Below are 17,946 nucleotides of genomic sequence, written 5' to 3'. Positions count from 1 at the left end.
CCGGCGAAGCGGCGTGGGACCGGGTCATGAAGCTATCATCGACCAGAACACGCAGCTTCGTCGCCGATACCTCGGCGCTCGTCGTCTTCTTCACCATCACCAGCGGGCTCAACGAGCGCTTCGTGGCCGATATGACCTGGGATCAGGTTTTGGTCTCTCGCTCCATCGGCGCACCGTTGATGGTGCTGACGGCACGCCCCTACGGTCTGTGGCGGGACTGGCTCCTTGCCCGGATCAGTCCAGCGACGCCGTGGATGACGCTGGCAGCGGACGGCTTGGCGCTCCTGGCCTTTCAGGTGCCGATCTATGTCGCCATCATCGTCGCGGGTGGTGCGCAAGGGTGGGCGATCGTCAAGGGCGCTGCCGGGTTTGCGCTGCTGATGATCGTTCTCGGCCGCCCCTACGGCCTGTGGCTCGATTTCGTCCGCCGTCTCTTCGGCCTGGCAGGGCCGGGCCAGAAGCCGATGTCGCTGGGCGGCTGAGCCTCCGAGTATTCCGGTCGGACCGCGATCGCGGCCCTCCGTTTTTCGCTTTTCGAACGTCAAACCGGGACGCCGTCGTCCCTTTCATCTCGACAGGAGGCCACCCATGGCACCGCGCGTTCTCGTTTCCGACAAGCTTTCCACGACCGCCGTGCAGATCTTCAAGGATCGCGGCGTCGACGTCGACTATCTGCCCGACGTCGGCAAGGACAAGGACAAGCTGCTGGAGATCATCGGCGAATATGATGGCCTTGCCATCCGCTCCGCCACCAAGGTGACGGAAAAGGTCATCGCAGCGACCGACCGGCTGAAGGTGATCGGCCGCGCCGGCATCGGGGTCGACAACGTCGACATTCCCGCCGCTTCCCGCAAGGGTATCATCGTGATGAACACGCCCTTCGGCAACTCCATCACGACGGCCGAACACGCCATCGCACTGATGTTCGCGCTGGCCCGGCAACTGCCGGCGGCCGATGCCTCCACCCAGGCCGGCAAGTGGGAAAAGAACCGCTTCATGGGCGTCGAGATCACCGGCAAGACGCTGGGCATCATCGGCTGCGGCAATATTGGCTCGATCGTGGCGACGCGCGGCGTCGGGTTGAAGATGAAGGTGGTTGCCTTCGATCCCTTCCTGTCGGCGGAGCGTGCCGCGCAGCTCGGCGTGGAGAAGGTCGAACTCGACGACCTGTTCAAGCGCGCCGACTTCATCACGCTGCACACGCCGCTGACCGACAAGACCCGTGGCATCATCGACGCGGCGGGGATCGCGAAGATGAAGGACGGCGTGCGGATCATCAACTGCGCCCGCGGCGGCCTCGTGGTCGAGGCGGATCTGGTCGAAGCCCTGAAGAGCGGCAAGGTGGCCGGCGCCGGCATCGACGTGTTCGAAACCGAGCCCGCCAAGGAGAGCCCGCTCTTCGGCCTCGACAACGTCGTCTGCACGCCGCATCTGGGCGCTTCGACCCAGGAGGCGCAGGAGAACGTCGCCCTGCAGGTCGCCCAGCAGATGGCGGACTATCTGGTCGACGGCGCGGTCTCCAACGCGCTGAACATGCCGTCGATCACCGCCGAGGAGGCGCCTATTCTGACGCCCTTCGTGCGTCTGGCGGAAATCCTGGGGTCGTTTACCGGCCAGGTGACGGAAAACCCGATCGAGGAAGTCGAAATCCTCTATGACGGCGCGCCGGCCTCGATGAACACCAAGGCGCTGACCAGCGCGGCGCTGGCCGGGTTGCTGAAACCCCTGGTCCAGACGGTCAACATGGTCTCGGCGCCGATCATGGCGAAGGAACGGGGCATCAGGCTCTCGGAAGTGCGCCGCGACAAGACCGGCGTCTTCGACGGCTACATCAAGGTGACGGTGAAGACGGAGAAGCAGACGCGCTCCATCGCCGGCACCTGCTTCCAGGACGGCAAGCCCCGCTTCATCCAGATCAAGGGCATCAACATGGAGGCCGAAGTCGGGCGCTACATGCTCTACACGACCAACCAGGACACGCCGGGCGTCATCGGCCAGCTCGGCATGACCTTCGGCAAGAACGGCGTCAACATCGCCAACTTCCAGCTGGGCCGCGACGAGCAGGGCGGCAACGCCATCGCGCTGCTCTACCTCGACGAGGAGCCGAGCGAGGCGTTTTTGGCGCAGATCCGCGCGCTCGACGCGATCGGTCAGGCCAAGCCCCTGGTCTTCGACATCTGAGATCGGATCGATCCGATCCGGTTTAACGGGTTACGGCGTCCCGCGCGGGTGGGGCGCCGTTTTCGCGTCCGGCTGGGCGTTTCTCCGTCCGGCATGCTCGGCCAGCGTGATGCCGCACAGGACGAAGGCGAGGGCGGCGACGTGATAGAGCTGAAGCTCCTCGCGAAGGACGATGACCGACAGGGCCGCGCCGAAGATCGGCACGAGATTGACGAAGAGATTCGCTCGATTCGCACCGATCGATCCGACACCCTGGATGTAGAGCGTCTGTGCCAGCAGCGAGGCGAAGACGCTGGTGTAGAGGCCGACGGCGAAGCCCTGGGCATCCGGCAGTCGCGCGTTGCCGCTCCACCATTCGAAGGCGGCGAAGGGGATGGCGGCGATCCAGGCGCTTGCCGCCAGCATAAAAATCAGGCTCAGCCAATGGATCGGGGGGCGAAACCGGAGCCCCACCGTATAGGCGGCATAGACGAAGACGGCGATCATCATGATCGCGTCGCCGCGATTGAGTTCGAGGGCGAGCAGCGTCCGCAGTTCGCCGTGCGACGCTGTCAGCATCACGCCGACCAGCGTCAAAGCGAAGCCAGCGATCTGGAGCGGCGCCACGCGTGCCCGAAACAGCACGAAATTGCCGAGAAAGACGATGAGCGGCATCGCCGACTGCTCGATCGTCACGTTGATGGCGGTGGTGTAGGTCACCGCCACGTAGAAGATGGCATTGAACAGGGTGAAGCCGGTGGCGCCCAGCGCGAACAGCACCGGCAGGCGCGGCAGGATCATCGGCCAATCGCGGCGCACATGCCCGAGCGCGAAGGGCGCGATCAGCGCCACCGACAGCGACCAGCGCAGCAGGGTCAGCATCATCGGCGAGACGTGGCCGACGGCAAGCTTGCCGGCGATCGCGTTGCCGCCCCAGAAGAGCGTGGTGAAGACCAGAAGGACGTAGGGATGGCGCATGCGGGACAACATCGCTCCCGTTTAGCCGTCTATCGCGGCGCCGCAACCCATGAAGCGGCACCGGACACACCTCGATCGCCGAAAACGGGAAATCGGTGAGCCGCGGCAAAGAAGACGGCTTGCCGGCTCGCGTCGCGGCGCAGCCTTCACTATAAGCTTTGCCGTAACGCGCGGACATCGGGCGCACCGCCGCCCGGAGGAGACACCATGGCAAACGTCGTCGTCATCGGATCGCAATGGGGTGACGAGGGAAAAGGCAAGATCGTCGATTGGTTGTCGGAGCGGGCCGACGTGGTCGTTCGCTTCCAGGGCGGGCATAATGCCGGCCACACCCTGGTCGTCGACGGCGTGTCCTACAAGCTGTCGCTGATGCCCTCGGGCGTCGTGCGGGGCAAGTTGTCGGTAATCGGCAACGGGGTGGTCTTCGACCCGCATGCCTTCGTCGCGGAGAAGAAGCGAATCGAAGAGCAGGGCGTGACGATCCGGCCCGAGACCCTGCGCATCGCCGACAACGCGGCGCTGATCCTGTCGCTGCACCGCGAGCTCGACGCGATTCGCGAAAGCTCCAACACCGGAACCCGGATCGGCACCACCGGACGCGGCATCGGCCCGGCCTACGAGGACAAGGTCGGCCGCCGCGCCATCCGGGTCATGGACCTGGCGAACCTCGAAAGCCTGCCAGACCGCATCGAGCGGCTGCTGGCGCATCACAATCCGCTGCGCCGCGGACTGGGCAAGGAAGAGATCGAGGCCTCGACGATCCTGGAGGAGCTGACCTCGGTCGCCGATCAGATCACGCCCTATATCGATCGCGTCTGGCGGCTGCTCGACGAACGCCGGCGCCGGGGCGATCGTATCCTCTTCGAGGGCGCGCAGGGCACGCTGCTCGACATCGACCACGGCACCTATCCCTTCGTCACCTCGTCGAACACGGTGGCCGGCCAGGCCGCGGCCGGCTCGGGTCTGGGCCCCGGCAGCACCGGCTTCATCCTCGGCATCGTCAAGGCTTATACGACCCGCGTCGGCGAGGGGCCGTTTCCCACCGAGCAGGTCAACGAGGTGGGCCAGTTCCTGGGTGAAAAAGGACGCGAATTCGGCGTCGTGACCGGGCGCAAGCGCCGCTGCGGCTGGTTCGATGCGGTGCTGGTGCGCCAGGCGGTGGCGCTGAACGGCCTGCACGGCATGGCGCTCACCAAGCTCGACGTGCTGGATGGTCTCAAGGAGATCAAGATCTGCGTCGGCTACAAGCTGGATGGGCAGGAGATCGACTATCTGCCCGCAAGTCTTGCCGACCAGATGCGGGTCGAGCCGATCTACGAAACCTTGGAGGGCTGGCAGGAGACCACCGCCGGAGCGCGCCGCTGGAGCGACCTTCCGGCGCAAGCCGTCAAATATGTCAGGCACATAGAGGAGCTTGTCGGCGCGCCCGTCACGCTTTTGTCAACCTCTCCGGAGAGAGAAGACACGATACTTGTTCGTGATCCGTTTGAAGACTAGGGTTCTAACCCTTTCAAGTACAGGCGAGTGACTGCAATCCATGGCGGACTTGGGCGCGGTTCTGCGCAAGACCATCGACGGGCTTCCAAACGCGACGCCGCAGCTTCGGGCCAAGGTTTACGAAAAGGCCCGGGCCGCCATCGTGCGACAGATCGAAGCGGCCAATCCGCCGCTGCCGGACGGCGTGGCCGAGGCGCGCCTCACCGCGCTGGAAGAGGCGATCGGCGAGACCGAAGACCACTACCTTGCCCTCGAGGCCGCGCCGTCCGAGCCTGAACCGGCGCCGAAGCCGAAGCCGAAGCCGAAGCCGGAGCCGGAGCCCGAGCCGCAGGACGTGCCGGTTGTGCCTGCGCCGATCGTCGAGCCGAGAACTGCGGCTCCGCCGCCACCGGCCGCGCCGGTAAGGCGGCCGGTGCCGTCGCACGACGAGCCGGTATCCACCCCGGCGCCACCTCCGATGCCGAGGTCGCCCAATCCTGTGGCGCCGGCGCGCGCAGAGCCCGCGGCCGAGGCATCCCGTCCCGCCGGCGCGCCACCGTCCTGGGCCGCCCGACATCCCGAATCGCGGCCCGAGCCGGCGGACGATGCCGGTTGGAACGAAACGCGGGTGCCCGAAGGCCGTAGCACATCCCGCGAATACCAGCCCGCCGATCCCTACGAACCCACCGGCCCCTATGAGGATCGGGACGAACCGGACTCCGGCGTCGCCGTCTTCGATACCGAGCCGGAGGAGCCGGAGAACTATCTTCCGGAGTCCCATCCCTATGCCGTCAGCGGGATGGAGAACCGCTATCCGTCCGAGGCCTACGAGGCGGAGCCCGAGGATCGCGACGAGGTCTATGACGACGAGGACGACGACGTCTATCGATCGGAGGGCATTCCGCCCGCCGATATGGAAGGCCCGCGCGCCGTTCGGCGCTCGTCTGCCCGCGGCCTCATGGTGGGGCTGGTCGTCGTCCTGCTTTTGATCGGCGCCGGCGCGGCGGCCTGGGTCACGCGCGACCTGTGGCAGGGCTATCTGATCGACTCGGATCAACGGCCGCAGGAGGTGGCGACGGGTACGCCGCCGCAGGCGGCTCCCAACGTCGTGCCTTCGACGCCGACACCTAGCGAAGAGCCCGCCGATGAGCCGGCACCAATGGTGCCGCCCCCGCCCTCCGAGCCCGCGGCGCCCGAAGCCGAGACCGACAGCGCGCCGCAGGCCGAGCCCTCCACCGACGTCGCCGCCGTCGAGACGCCGCAGCCGCAGCCGGATTCGAACCGCCGCTTCACCCAGAGGCTTCTGCCCGACGGTACGGAGGTGGACGAGGGGCCGGCGGTGGACTCAAGCAACGCCTTCGACGAAGGAACGAACATCGCCGCTGCCTCGCCGGAGCCGCTGGTCGAACCGGTGCCTGGTCTGGCCGCGACGCCGGCCGCGCCCGAGCCGTCGCAGACCGAAGAGCCCGCCGAGGTAAAGCCGGATCCGGATGAGGCGGATGAGGCCGAGGAGGCGCCGGCCGCCACGGCGGCCGTTCAGCCGTCGACCGGCCCGCAGGCCCAGGCCGTGCCGGTGGCCCAGCAGGTGATGTTCTACGAGGAGCGCTCGGAGAGCGCGCCGGCGACTCAGCACAGCGGCCAGGTCGTCTGGAGCCTCGTTCAGGAGGCCTCGGACGATGGCGGCAAGACCGAGCCGGCCATCCGCGCCGTGGCCGACGTGCCCGAGGAAAACATCAAGATGACGATGATGATCCGGCGCAATACGGACGTGACGCTGCCGGCCAGCCATGTGATCGAGCTGACCTTCGACGTGCCCTCGGACTTTGCCGGCGGCCAGATCGCCAACGTGCAGCGGCTGGCGCTGAAGCCGACCGAACAGTCGCGCGGCGAGCCGCTGGTGGGCGTCGCCGGCAAGATCTCGGACGGCTTTTTCATCATCGCCCTCAACGATTTGGACGAAGCGATCGAAACCAACCTTCAGCTTCTGAAGAACCAGGAGTGGATCGATATTCCGCTGGCCTATTCGAACGGCCGCCGTGCGCTGATTTCGGTCGAGAAGGGCATCCCCGGCGACCGAGTCTTCAGCCAGGCCTTGGACGCCTGGGCCGCCAAGACCTGACGGCTCGATCGCCACTCTTCCTCGACGTCACAAAAAAAGCCGGCCTTCGCATTGCGGGGCCGGCTTTTTTTGATGTTCCGCTGCTTCACGACCGTAATGGCGAAAGGTGAAGCATGTATGCGCTGGCTGGGCCGGCGCGGAAGAGCGTCAGGCCTCCGCCGCCTCCAGCGACTGGCGTTCGACCTGGGCTGCCGAATCGCGCACGGCCTTCTGTACCTTTTCGAAGGCCCGGACCTCGATCTGGCGCACCCGCTCGCGGCTGATGTCGAATTCGCCCGAGAGAGCCTCGAGCGTCAGCGGATCCTCCGACAGGCGCCGCGCCTCGAAGATTCGACGCTCACGGTCGTTGAGGACGTCCATGGCATTGTGCAGCAGGCCGCGGCGCTGCTCCAACTCGTCCTGTTGAGCCAGGACGTCCTCCTGGCTCTCGGACTGGTCGACGAGCCAATCCTGCCATTCGCCCGATTCACCTTCCGTCGCGCGGATCGGCGCATTGAGCGAGGCGTCGCCGGTGAGCCGGCGGTTCATCGACACGACCTCGTCTTCCGAGACACCGAGCTGAGTGGCGATCTCGTTGACCTGCTCGGGACGCAGATCGCCTTCCTCCAGCGCCTGAAGACGGCTCTTCATCTTGCGCAGATTGAAGAACAGACGCTTCTGGTTGGCGGTGGTGCCCATCTTCACGAGGCTCCACGAACGCAGGATGTATTCCTGGATCGAGGCCTTGATCCACCACATCGCATAGGTGGCCAGACGGAAGCCGCGTTCGGGATCGAAGCGCTTGACCGCCTGCATCAGGCCGACATTGCCTTCCGAGATGACCTCGCCGACGGGCAGGCCGTAGCCGCGATAGCCCATGGCGATCTTGGCTACCAGGCGCAGATGGCTGGTCACCAGCCGGTGCGCGGCGTCGCGGTCGCCATGCTCGGCGTAGCGCTTGGCCAACATGTATTCTTCCTGCGGCTCCAGCATCGGAAACCGCCGAATCTCTTCCAGATAGCGGGACAATCCGCCTTCGCCGGATGCAATGCTCGGCAAATTCATTTGGGCCATAATGCACCCTCCATAGATAGAACCGCTTCGGAACCGAAGCCGGTTTAGCTGCGCGAATTGCCGACGGGCCAATTCGCGCTCAATTTTTCAAGCCTGAAATGATGTCGACTTATTTCTCGTCGCAATTGCGGCCGATGCGGGAATTTCTCGCTCGCAACTCGCGCCATCACGCATAATTGTGGCCGCATTCCGTCACTTAGACAAGATAGGAACTATCGAGGGCAATAACAAGTTCCTGCATGTCGAAAGGAATTTTTGTTTCGAATGCAAGGCGTTGGCCGGTTACAGGGTGAACGAAGGCCAGGCGGAAGGCGTGCAGCGCCTGCCTCCTGAAGGCGGCCAACTGCAGGGCGCTCGCGGGATCCAGTTTGTTGGCCTTGGTTCGAAATCCCGCGCCATAGACATCGTCACCGACGAGCGGATGGCCGATATGGGCCATGTGCACGCGGATCTGGTGGGTGCGCCCGGTTTCCAGCCGGCATTGGACGAGACTGGCAATATCGGACCCGAGGGATTGCAGAACGTGGTAGCGGGTCACCGCATGGCGCGCGTCGGCGCGGCCGGAGGGGCTGACCGTTCGTTTGGTGCGATCGGCGCTGGAGCGGCCGAGCGGCGCGTCGATCGTGCCGACTGCGGGGGAGGGGATCCCCCAGACCACGGCTTGATAGGACCGTTCCAGGCGACCGTCGCGGCCGTGCGCGGCAAACTGCTCGGCAAGGCCGCGATGGGCCACGTCGGACTTGGCCACGACCATGACGCCGCTGGTGTCCTTATCGAGGCGATGCACGATCCCGGGCCGCCGCACCCCGCCGATCCCCGAGAGGCTCTCGCCGCAATGGGCGATCAGCGCGTTGACCAGCGTTCCCGTCCAGTTGCCCGGCGCGGGATGGACAACCATTCCGGCCGGCTTGTCGATGACGATCAGCGCGTCGTCCTCGAACAGGACACTGAGCGGGATCGCCTCGGGCTGAGGCATTGGATCCTCGGGCTCCGGCACGACGATGGCGACGGCATCGCCGGCCGCCACCTTGTGCCGGGGCAACCGGACGATCGCGTCCGCGATGGTCACGGCGCCGGCCTCGATGAGCGACTGGATGCGGCTGCGCGACAAGTCGGTGCCGACACGCTCGGCCAGAAAGCGGTCGAGGCGCACGCCGGCCGCGTCCGCTTCGACGACGAAGCGGCTTGCCTCGATCTCAACCGGGCCTGTAGGACGGGTGCCGATAGGATGCTCCCAGGGCTTGCGATGACGATGAACGAAGACGACGAGACCGAAAAGCTGCTGGACCCGGCAGCCGAACGTCTGCGTCGGCGCATGGTTCGCCTTCTGGCGGTCTCGACCGGCATCATGGTGATAGGGCTTATGACCGTGGTCGGCGCCATTGTCTACAAGGTGAGCGAACCCTCGTCCGAGGGAGCCGGGGCGGGCCGGGCCACGCCATCGGGGACGATGGCCATCGAACTGCCTGCCGGGAGCCAGCCGCGCGATATGGCCCTCGACGGCAACCGCGCACTGATCCGCGTCGAGCACGAGGGGGGCGAAGGTCTGATCCTGGTCGATTTGACCACCGGCGGGGTGCTGGCGCGTTACGACTTTCAACAGACTCGGTGACGATCCCGTCGCAGCGTCGAAAAGCGCTTGCGTTGATGCAAGGTGCCCATTATATCGACGCGCACCGGCCCGCTCCCATCGTCTAGCGGTCTAGGACGCCGCCCTCTCACGGCGGAAACAGGGGTTCGATTCCCCTTGGGAGTACCATTCGCCCGGATGCCATTGGAAAGCGCCGACAGGCGCTTTTTTCATGTTCGGCGCGAAGCTTCCCGACAGGGCCGAATACGTTCCGCGAGCCCGCGACCGTGTCTCTGCCATTGCCGCGCCGCGCCCCGTGCGCGCGAAAACTTTGTTCGCTTCCCAGCGCTATGGTCATTGCTCGTTAACCCAACCGAGCCATTCTCCAGATGCCGGTGCGTTTGCGTAATCGCTGGCCTCCAGAAGCCCCGCCAGCCCGATCGAGGATGGCGGGGCTTTTTTGTCGGATCCAACCGCCATGATGAGGCGAGAGCCTTCGGGCGCGACCGGATCTCGGCTGTACGCCTTGCCTCAGAATGATCATCCACCTTGCCGCACGGACGCTCTGCGCGTCGCCGGCCTCACGGCGAGTGCTCCGGTGCCGTTCCTCTCACGAAACCGTCACGCTCACTGATTTTTCGGTTTGAAAACTTACAAAACCAGCTATCTTGATGGCAAGATGGCCGATCTGCCGGCCGATCCGCGGGCGTTTGCCCGAATGAAAACAGCAGACGCCGGGGAAGGATCGACGTGACGGACACAGGCCTTGAAAATCCGCCAAGCCATCACGCCGCGCCATCGGCTGACGTTTGGCGAGCGGATCTCGAGCGGCTCGTGCAAGCGGGCTTCAACGACCTTTACGGCAGCCGACCCATCAACCACCGCCAAGCCGTCGAACTGATCGACATGCTTTGGCCCGAGCTCCAGGAGCTTTACCTCAACAAGCCGTAAAGACGTCTTCGATCTCGCTTTGCGTGCCGAGGGAATTCGACTTCAGCTTGTCACGCACGCAAGCGATGGTTCGCTCCATCGTCGACAGGGCGGACTTCATCTCCTCGAACTCTTCGAGCAGCACGCGCTGCTGTTCGTCCAGACGTTGGAGAACCACCTCCAACTGATGCCGCTCGCCCCCCGGCTGGGCGCGCAAGTCGATCATCTGCTTGGTTTCCGCCAGCGAGAATCCCAGCTTCTGGCTGAGCAGAACCAGCTTCAGCCGTGCCCGATCACGCCGGCTGTAGAGCCGCGTGTTGCCCTGGCGTTCGGGGTTGATAAGGCCCTTGTCCTCGTAGAAGCGAAGCGCACGGTGCGAGACGCCGAATTCCGTTGCAAGGTCTCCGATTCGGTAGAGACATTCCTCGTGCATTGTCGACCGTTCGTCTTTCATCTCGGTATTCCAGCCGCGACTGTCCTGCTCTCTGAGTGGCAGGTCAATTGGTTGAAGTGTTACAAATGTTTGCCCCGCTTCCCAATTTGACTCCGATCTGAGGCAGTTCCGGGGCATGGCTCCATTGTTCTGGCCACTCCGTGCCGGGCGATCGATTCGTCCACGGAAACTTGGATGAAAGAACTCCGGCTTACGATCCTGCCTGAAACAACCGGCGGGGGCGTGGAATGGGACGAAAGATGACGGCGAGCGGCTGGATTCTGGCCGCCGGGCTGGCCGTGGCCTGGATCGGTCCCGGAAAGATTGCCGGGCCCGCCGCCGACCTGGCGACCGGGTCGATCCCCGAGGGCTGGTCGACCTGGATGCCGCGCTCCCTGATGCCTTCGAAAAGCGCGGCGGGGCGGTCGGTCCGCTCGCCCGTCACGGCATCGACACCCATGCAGGCCGCCTCGTCGCGCGCCGTACCCACTCGGATCGTCAACCCGCCGGCGCCGCATCTCGCACAGCGGATACCGGCTGCACGCGGCACGGGCTCGCCGGAGCAGGCGAAAGCAAGCGCCGCGTCCAAGACTGCTTCAGCCCCGGCCGGCAAGCTCCACACCGTCCCGTTGCCGGGAAGCCGCCCCCTGATGCGGCAGGCGAGCGGCACGCCGAAATCCGCGCGGACTGTCGAGAAGCGGATCGCCACCGCCGAACCGCAGACGCCTCAGCGCGCCGGGGTTCCAACGCCTCCGGGCGCCGTGCCGCTGGGTACGTACACGGTCGGACAGCGCTATGCGCCGACCGGCGGCGTCGCAAGCTTCTATGGAGCCTTGCCGACGCCTCCCGCGCCCATCACGGGTTCGATCCGGTAAAGTCCGACCGATCTGGTGCGTCGGGACGGGTTGCAGGCAAACTTTTTGGCCTCCTGAGAGTTATGGGTCCACCTTGACCCACTTTCGATCGGGTAGACCCATCAGAACCCGTCTCATCATCGCGATCATCATCTATGGCATGATTCAGGCCGTTGTGTTCGGCGCGGCGACCATCCTCGTTCTGTCCTTTCCGTCCATCAACGAAGCCTGGAACTGGCTGATGCCGACAGTCACGGTGCTGAGCTTCATCGTCGCCGTCCCGATCGCCTGGATGATCGCACCGCGGCTGCAGACGCGCTATTGGCGACGGCGGCAGCGCTTGCAAAGCTGAGGCTTGCGCGCGGCAGCGAAACTGAGCCATCAAGCGGCCCAGAATGGCCCTGTTGATCTCTGTCACCGACCCGCGCGACCCTCGGATCGAAGTCTTTCGCGATATTCGCGAGCGCGACATCGTCGGGCGCCGGGGATTCATCGCCGAGGGCACGGTGGTTCTCGACGTCCTGCTGTCGTCGGCGAGCTTTCGTCCGACGGCGCTTCTGATCTTGAAGAATCGCCTGAACGGCCTGGCGGACCATCTCGACCGTCTGCCGGACGACGTTCCGGTCTATGTCGCCGAACGGGAGGTGATCGATGCGATCGCCGGCTTTCCGATTCATCGCGGCGTGCTGGCCCATGGCGAAGCTGTGGCCGAAGCGCCCGGCCGACCGGACGCGCTGCTCGACCGGCTGGCGGGGGAGGGGGCGGTCGTGGTCGCCCTCGTGGGACTCGCCAATCACGACAATATGGGAGCGGTCTTTCGGAATGCCGCGGCCTTCGGCGCCGGCGCCGTGCTGATCGACGAGACCTGCTGCGATCCGTTCTATCGCAAGGCGATCCGGGTATCCGTGGGGCAGGTCTTTCGCGTGCCGCTGCTGCGCTTCGGACCGGCGGAAGCGATGATGGATGCCTTGACGCAGACCGGGTTTCGCCGTCTGGCGCTGTCGCCGGCCGGCCGCATCGCCGCCGACCGGCTGCACCGGGCCGGGCCGACGGCTCTCGTCCTGGGAACGGAAGGACGCGGTCTGCCGGACCGGATCATGACGACGGTCGAGACGGTCAGGATCGATATCGCTCCCGGCGTCGACAGCCTAAACGTCGCCACGACCTCGGCGATCGTCTTGCATCGGCTCTATCGTCCGGCCTCGGATCAGCGCTGATCTCCGTCGCCGATGCCGGCCGTCTCGTCGGCGTGGTCCGTCCCGCGACGAAAGCCCGGAGGCGGAAGCTTCTGCCGATCCCGCTCGGCCAGCAGGCGAACGCGCTCGGCCAGGCTGGGGGGCTGGCCGGGCTGGGCCGTCCCGTCGCCCTCCGCCATCATTTCCGACAGGGGCGAGGAGGGTCCTTCGGCCAGCGCCGTCAGCCGGATCACGCGCGCCGCGATGTCGCCGATCCTCTCGCGGATCGCCTGCTCCTCGGCGGAATCGAGCGAGGTCCGCAGGTCGCGTGCAAGGGCCGATCGAAGGCGGCGTCCGGCGCTGGGCACGCTCGGCGCGTCGGTATCGGCTGCGGCCGGTTCGCCATCCCGTTCGGCCAACCGATGACGCAGCCGGGCGATCTCTTCCTCTCCGTCCGCCACCAGTCCGGCCAGCCGCTCGAGCTTTTCTCCGAGATGCCCGGTGTGGGACTTTTCGCGCTTGAAGTTGGCATCGAGGCCGGCCGCCTCGCTGCGCAGCCGCTCGGTGCCGTCCTGCAGCTCGTGGATGCGGCGTTCGGACGTGCGAAGCTCGTCGGACGCCTGCTCGAGCTTGGCCTCCAGAGCGATGACCGTCATCTTGCGCTCTTCCGCATAGCCCGCCAGTTCGCGTAGCCGTTCCTCCAGCGCCGCGATCTCGCCGACGCGTTCGGCCAGGTCGTCCCTGGTCTCCTGCAGCGAGCCGGACAGACGCTCGTTTTCATTCTCGCGCGACGCCAGCAGTTCGCGCAGGGCGGCCAATTCCTCTTCCAATTCGTCGATGCGCCGTTCGAGGTTGCGCGCCTGCGTGCGCAAATCGGCATTCTCGACCGCGATCCGCCCGGCGGCGGCGCGCTCGCGGGTGGCGCGCTCCAGCGTCTCGGTCGCCTGGATTTCCTGTCGACGGACGGTCATCGCCGCGCGAGCGCGTGCGGCGTCGACCTGGGCACGGGCCTCGTTGCTGGTCGTCGGAATCGCCGCTTCGAATTCGCGCCAGGCAAAATGCTGCGCCTTGCGCCACACCAGCGGCGCAATGAGCAGCGCCGCGAAGCTCGCAACCAGGACGCCGAGCAGAAAGACGAGGCCAAGGAAGACCATGGCGAACCTCTGGCAGATCAGATGCCGAACGCACGACAGGGCGGGACCAACGCATCGGTCCCGCCACCGCATGGCCGATCGGCCGGGCTACAGTCTATGGCCGCTCGAACGAACCGCCACGGGGCTGCGCCGATGCCTGCCGCTCAGAACGGATTCCAAGTCGGCATCGGCGTGATCTTGAGATAGCCCAAATTGAGCCCAAGGCGAGCGCCGATGCCGGTCTTCACGGGAACGATCATGATGTTGTCGCGCTCCAGCACCGTCATGCCGACGCCGCCGACCAGGTAGGCGCTGCCGGTGACACCGCCGAAACGGCCGTACATCGCTTCGACCGAGGGAAGGTTGTAGACCAGCATCATCGTCCGGTTGCCATCGCCGCCGACGTCGAAGCCGAGCGACGGACCCTGCCAGAAGACCTTGTGTTCACCGGCATTCTTGGTGAACAGCGTGCCCTCGCCGAAGCGAAGGCCGGCAAAGAACGCGCCGGTCGCTTCCTCGCCCAGGATATAGCCGTTGGGCAGGCCATACTGCTGAAAGGCTCTTTCGATCAGTTGGGCCAGGCTGCCCGATGTCGAGCCGAAGAAGCGGTGGCCTTCAGCGACCACTTCGTCGAACGTATAGGTCGTCTGCTGAGCGCGAGCCGGCGCACCGCCGGCAGCCACGCCCGTAAGCGCGAGGAGCCCTGCCAACAGGAGGTTTCGCAAGCAAGAACGGAGGCGAAGCATGGGCTTTCCTTTCGAGGATTCCACGAGTTTGACCGGCAGCCGGACGTCAACAAAGCTCCGCCCGGCGCGATCCTCCGGCCCCATTGGACCAGATCATGGTTTCCAACTGCCTAATGGAATCGTGAACATTCGAACCGGCGCATCAGCCATCTGTTGACGGATTCGCCTGGTCGACTCATTTTGAGCCGCCTGCACGGCGCCGCGATTCGGCCAGCGCCGTGCCCATCAGTGACGATCGGATTCATCATGACCAACCTTCCCGATGTATCGGCCGCGGATCTGGCGGCCCTTCTCGCGAGCCGACTGTGCCATGACATTATCTCGCCGGTGGGAGCGATCCAGAGCGGGCTCGAATTGCTCGAGGAAATTCCGGATGATCCCGACGCCATGGCGCTTGTCCGCAGTTCGACGAAGAGCGCCGTGGCAAAGCTGCAGTTCGCCCGGATCGCATTCGGCGCCTCGGGATCGACCACCGCCTCGCTGGACCTGGGGGACGCGCGAGGCGTGGCCGAGGGGTTCATGGCCTTCGAACGTCCGGCTCTGTCGTGGACGGGAGAACGGGCCTATGTGCCGAAAAACATCGCCAAGACCTTGCTGAACCTCGTCTTGGTCGCCAATGCCTGCCTGCCACGCGGCGGCACCGTGGACGTCACGGTCGAAACGCCGGAAACCGAGCCCCGTCTGACCATCGTGGCCACGGGGCCGAGGCTGCGCGTCCCCGACAAGTTTCTGGCCATGTTGGACGGCAACGGGCTGACCGAGCCGCTCGATTCCTACGGGATTCAGCCTTACTACGCGCTGCTTCTGGCCGAGGAAGCCGGCTTGTCGATCGCTCTTTCGGTGGGCGAGGACAGCGTCACGCTGGTTGCGTCTCCGGCAGCGTAAGCTCAACCGGAACTTTGTCAGATTCACTGAAAATTACCGATATCGGGCAAGGATAATGCAAACCGGCCGCGTTAACGTGGCCGTCAGCGTCGTTGTTTGGCGCGAGACCACGGATCACGCGAGGCTCGCATGCACACCTGTCTAGTCGTCGACGAATCGGAAGTCATCCGCAAGGTCGCCGCTCGCATCATGTTTCAGATGGGCATGATGGTCGACGGGGTCGGGTCCGCCGAGGAGGCGCTGCAGCTGATCGGCAACGACACGCCGCCGGACCTGGTCATCGTCGCCGCGACGCTGCCCGACCGGCCGGGCGAAGAGCTCGTTCGCGCGATCCGCGAGTTGAAAGGCGGTCGCGATCCGGTGATCCTGGCGCTGCTGGTCGATCCGAACCTGGGCAAGATGACGCGCTTCAAGCGGGCCGGCGCCACCGGTTTCATCTTCAAGCCGTTCGATCGCGAGCGTCTGACCGCCTGGCTGGCGCCCTATATGGGCGCGGCGGCGTAGGGTCTCGGGCCGAGGCCGCCGCGACCGGCTCGGACGAAGACGATTGGTCGATCGGGACCCGGGAGGGGCTGCGAGCGGGCCGGGGTCCGAAATACGACGAGACCCGGGCTCCATCGCGTGGAAACCGGGTCTGGATTTATGGGGCAAGGGCAGGGGAGAAGGGGTGTCGTCCAACGCTCAGGCGGCGCGGGTATCCTGTTCCGGCTCGCGCAGCACGTAGCCGCGGCCCCAGACCGTCTCGATATAGTTCTTGCCGTCGGTGGCGGTGGCCAGCTTCTTGCGCAGCTTGCAGATGAAGACGTCGATGATCTTCAGCTCGGGCTCGTCCATGCCGCCATAGAGGTGGTTCAGGAACATTTCCTTGGTCAGCGTGGTGCCCTTGCGTAGCGACAGGAGCTCCAGCATCGCATATTCCTTGCCGGTCAGATGCACGCGCTGGCCGTTCACCTCGACAGTCTTGGCATCGAGATTGACGGTAAGGTCGCCGGTGATGATGACCGACTGGGCGTGCCCCTTGGAACGGCGAACGATGGCGTGGATGCGGGCGACCAGCTCGTCCTTGTGGAAGGGCTTGGTCATGTAGTCGTCGGCACCGAAGCCGAGACCGCGCACCTTGTCCTCGATGCCGGCCATGCCGGACAGGATAAGGATCGGCGTCTTCACCTTGGACAGGCGCAGTGTCCGCAGCACCTCGTAGCCAGACATATCGGGAAGATTGAGATCCAGCAGAATGATGTCGTAGTCGTATAGCTTTCCGAGATCGACGCCTTCCTCACCAAGGTCGGTGGTATAGACATTGAAGCTTTCAGATTTCAGCATGAGCTCAATGCTCTGAGCTACTGCGCTGTCATCCTCGATCAAAAGAACGCGCATTACTTCTTCCCCTTAGCCGCCCCACCGAAAGCCACAATTCCGGCAAGATTCTTTGCTCCATGCACCCCATGACAGTTCTTGTCATGGAATGGTTAACAAAAAGTCTTTGCCCATCATAGGCAGCTTTTCGCGGCGGTAGCCGCACATTGATAGCCGACGCCCAAACTGCTCCTTTGTGACAGCTTTCGCTTTTTGCGGAGCCCGCTCGACATTGCGGTGTTCGGACGGGATCGATTTACCCGGCCTTAAATCCTGACCCCTATGATTAACGGTGCGCGTAAATAGACGGTTAAGAGCATTACCTCATGAGGCTTGCCCGAAACCGCCGTGTGTCGTGAAAAGGGGATTGCCGCGGCCGCGGTGCGCCCCCGAGAGTGGGATAGCAAGATGAAGCGGGACAACCTCGTGCGCCTGACGCGCTTCAAGGTCAACGAGAAGCGTCGACAGGTCGAGCAGCTCGAACTGATGATGGTCGAGTTCGAGAAGATGGCGACCGATCTGGACACCCAGATCGCCAGCGAGGAGAGGAAGTCGGGCATTACGGATGTGACGCACTTCGCCTATCCGACCTTCGCCAAGGCGGCGCGGGCACGGCGCGACAATCTGATGAATTCGGTCAAGGATCTGCGGGTGCAGATCAACGCCGCGCGGATCGCGCTGGAAGAGGCGGAGGCCGAACTCGCCAACGCCGAGAAGCTGGAGCAGCGCGACCATGCACGCGACCAGGACGACCGGCGCCCCTTGAGCGCCTGACAGCGCCGTCCGCCTTTCAGCGGGCGGCATTTTTTTCTGGTGTTGCCTGCGTCGAGGCGGTCCCATCGGGCCGCCTTTTATTTCATCGAAAAAAACCTCCACCTCTGGTGGAGGAGCAGATGGGTTCGACACCGTATAAAAGAAACCTCCGTGCTTGAGCCACGAAGTGGGCAAGAGCGGAGGTCATAGTGGACGATAACCATCTATCCCACTCGACGTGGGACTGCAAATATCACCTCGTATTTGCAAGTAAATACCGAATGAAAAGGCTTTATGGAGAGTTGCGCCGTGAATTGGGCGATCA

At 64.7% G+C, this 17,946-nt stretch carries 18 protein-coding genes, 1 tRNA gene and 1 pseudogene; 13 read left to right on the top strand and 7 right to left on the bottom strand.

The window, feature by feature from the left end; all coding sequences use genetic code 11:
- Window positions 1-26: 26 nt before the first annotated feature.
- Window positions 27-482: an L-alanine exporter AlaE gene (gene alaE / locus SMD10_RS14235; RefSeq protein ID WP_331686370.1), complete on the top strand. Its 456-nt coding sequence runs from the start codon at window positions 27-29 to the stop codon at window positions 480-482.
- 106 nt (window positions 483-588) lie between these two features.
- On the top strand, window positions 589-2,181 hold the full coding sequence (gene serA, locus SMD10_RS14230; RefSeq protein ID WP_331686369.1) for a phosphoglycerate dehydrogenase: 1,593 nt from the start codon (window positions 589-591) through the stop codon (window positions 2,179-2,181).
- A 30-nt stretch (window positions 2,182-2,211) separates the two neighbouring features.
- Here serA and SMD10_RS14225 read toward each other — a convergent pair whose 3' ends face one another.
- A complete protein-coding gene (locus SMD10_RS14225; RefSeq protein WP_331686368.1) occupies window positions 2,212-3,150 on the bottom strand; it encodes a DMT family transporter in 939 nt (312 codons plus the stop codon).
- 195 nt (window positions 3,151-3,345) lie between these two features.
- Between SMD10_RS14225 and SMD10_RS14220 the strand changes: the two genes are divergently transcribed.
- Both SMD10_RS14220 and SMD10_RS14215 read left to right on the top strand, forming a co-directional pair.
- Entirely contained in the window at window positions 3,346-4,635 is a 1,290-nt protein-coding gene (locus SMD10_RS14220) for an adenylosuccinate synthase (protein WP_331686367.1), read from the top strand.
- 40 nt (window positions 4,636-4,675) lie between these two features.
- Window positions 4,676-6,733 carry a hypothetical protein gene (locus tag SMD10_RS14215; protein WP_331686366.1) on the top strand — a complete coding sequence of 686 codons (2,058 nt, stop codon included), beginning with the start codon at window positions 4,676-4,678 and terminating at the stop codon, window positions 6,731-6,733.
- A 147-nt stretch (window positions 6,734-6,880) separates the two neighbouring features.
- On the opposite strand, the gene rpoH is transcribed toward SMD10_RS14215, so the two are convergent.
- Together rpoH and SMD10_RS14205 are read right to left on the bottom strand one after the other, a co-directional pair.
- The gene (gene rpoH, locus SMD10_RS14210; RefSeq protein ID WP_331686365.1) at window positions 6,881-7,786 is read right to left on the bottom strand and encodes an RNA polymerase sigma factor RpoH; all 906 of its coding nucleotides are present in this window, start codon (window positions 7,784-7,786) and stop codon (window positions 6,881-6,883) included.
- A gap of 196 nt (window positions 7,787-7,982) precedes the next feature.
- Complete coding sequence (locus SMD10_RS14205) at window positions 7,983-8,981, bottom strand: RluA family pseudouridine synthase (RefSeq protein WP_331686437.1); 999 nt, start codon at window positions 8,979-8,981, stop codon at window positions 7,983-7,985.
- 51 nt (window positions 8,982-9,032) lie between these two features.
- Here SMD10_RS14205 and SMD10_RS14200 point away from each other — a divergent pair, with 51 nt between their 5' ends.
- Together SMD10_RS14200 and SMD10_RS14195 are read left to right on the top strand one after the other, a co-directional pair.
- Window positions 9,033-9,398: a hypothetical protein gene (locus tag SMD10_RS14200; RefSeq protein WP_331686442.1), complete on the top strand. Its 366-nt coding sequence runs from the start codon at window positions 9,033-9,035 to the stop codon at window positions 9,396-9,398.
- 71 nt (window positions 9,399-9,469) lie between these two features.
- Window positions 9,470-9,545, top strand: a tRNA-Glu gene (locus tag SMD10_RS14195).
- Between the two features lie 748 nt (window positions 9,546-10,293).
- On the opposite strand, the gene SMD10_RS14190 is transcribed toward SMD10_RS14195, so the two are convergent.
- Entirely contained in the window at window positions 10,294-10,740 is a 447-nt protein-coding gene (locus SMD10_RS14190; RefSeq protein WP_331686364.1) for a MerR family transcriptional regulator, read from the bottom strand.
- Window positions 10,741-10,967: 227 nt separating this feature from the next.
- Between SMD10_RS14190 and SMD10_RS14185 the strand changes: the two genes are divergently transcribed.
- From SMD10_RS14185 to SMD10_RS14175, 3 genes are all read left to right on the top strand, one after another.
- Complete coding sequence (locus SMD10_RS14185; protein ID WP_331686363.1) at window positions 10,968-11,594, top strand: hypothetical protein; 627 nt, start codon at window positions 10,968-10,970, stop codon at window positions 11,592-11,594.
- Between the two features lie 139 nt (window positions 11,595-11,733).
- Entirely contained in the window at window positions 11,734-11,925 is a 192-nt protein-coding gene (locus SMD10_RS14180) for a hypothetical protein (protein WP_331686362.1), read from the top strand.
- 43 nt (window positions 11,926-11,968) lie between these two features.
- On the top strand, window positions 11,969-12,790 hold the full coding sequence (locus SMD10_RS14175) for a TrmH family RNA methyltransferase (RefSeq protein ID WP_331686361.1): 822 nt from the start codon (window positions 11,969-11,971) through the stop codon (window positions 12,788-12,790).
- Here the strand turns inward: SMD10_RS14175 and SMD10_RS14170 are convergent.
- The gene (locus tag SMD10_RS14170; protein WP_331686360.1) at window positions 12,781-13,902 is read right to left on the bottom strand and encodes a coiled-coil domain-containing protein; all 1,122 of its coding nucleotides are present in this window, start codon (window positions 13,900-13,902) and stop codon (window positions 12,781-12,783) included. The two genes, SMD10_RS14175 and SMD10_RS14170, sit on opposite strands and share 10 nt — an antisense overlap.
- 143 nt (window positions 13,903-14,045) lie before the next feature.
- The gene (locus SMD10_RS14165; RefSeq protein WP_331686359.1) at window positions 14,046-14,627 is read right to left on the bottom strand and encodes a DUF1134 domain-containing protein; all 582 of its coding nucleotides are present in this window, start codon (window positions 14,625-14,627) and stop codon (window positions 14,046-14,048) included.
- Between the two features lie 246 nt (window positions 14,628-14,873).
- Between SMD10_RS14165 and chpT the strand changes: the two genes are divergently transcribed.
- Together chpT and SMD10_RS14155 are read left to right on the top strand one after the other, a co-directional pair.
- Window positions 14,874-15,512 (top strand): histidine phosphotransferase ChpT, encoded by a 639-nt coding sequence (chpT, locus tag SMD10_RS14160; RefSeq protein ID WP_331686358.1) that lies wholly within the window; start codon window positions 14,874-14,876, stop codon window positions 15,510-15,512.
- Between the two features lie 129 nt (window positions 15,513-15,641).
- Complete coding sequence (locus SMD10_RS14155; RefSeq protein WP_331686357.1) at window positions 15,642-16,016, top strand: response regulator; 375 nt, start codon at window positions 15,642-15,644, stop codon at window positions 16,014-16,016.
- Between the two features lie 177 nt (window positions 16,017-16,193).
- On the opposite strand, the gene ctrA is transcribed toward SMD10_RS14155, so the two are convergent.
- A complete protein-coding gene (gene ctrA, locus SMD10_RS14150; protein WP_331686356.1) occupies window positions 16,194-16,889 on the bottom strand; it encodes a response regulator transcription factor CtrA in 696 nt (231 codons plus the stop codon).
- Window positions 16,890-17,276: 387 nt separating this feature from the next.
- Between ctrA and SMD10_RS14145 the strand changes: the two genes are divergently transcribed.
- Window positions 17,277-17,642 (top strand): flagellar export protein FliJ, encoded by a 366-nt coding sequence (locus SMD10_RS14145; RefSeq protein ID WP_331686355.1) that lies wholly within the window; start codon window positions 17,277-17,279, stop codon window positions 17,640-17,642.
- A gap of 188 nt (window positions 17,643-17,830) precedes the next feature.
- Window positions 17,831-17,946: pseudogene (locus SMD10_RS14140) on the top strand (IS200/IS605 family transposase); the annotation flags it as partial.

Origin of the sequence: Consotaella aegiceratis, assembly GCF_036541425.1 — a bacterium.
GTDB classification, from domain to species: Bacteria; Pseudomonadota; Alphaproteobacteria; order Rhizobiales; family Rhizobiaceae; genus Consotaella; species Consotaella aegiceratis.
Note: the sequence above shows the minus strand (reverse complement) of the source record. Positions and strands in the feature narration are given on the sequence as shown.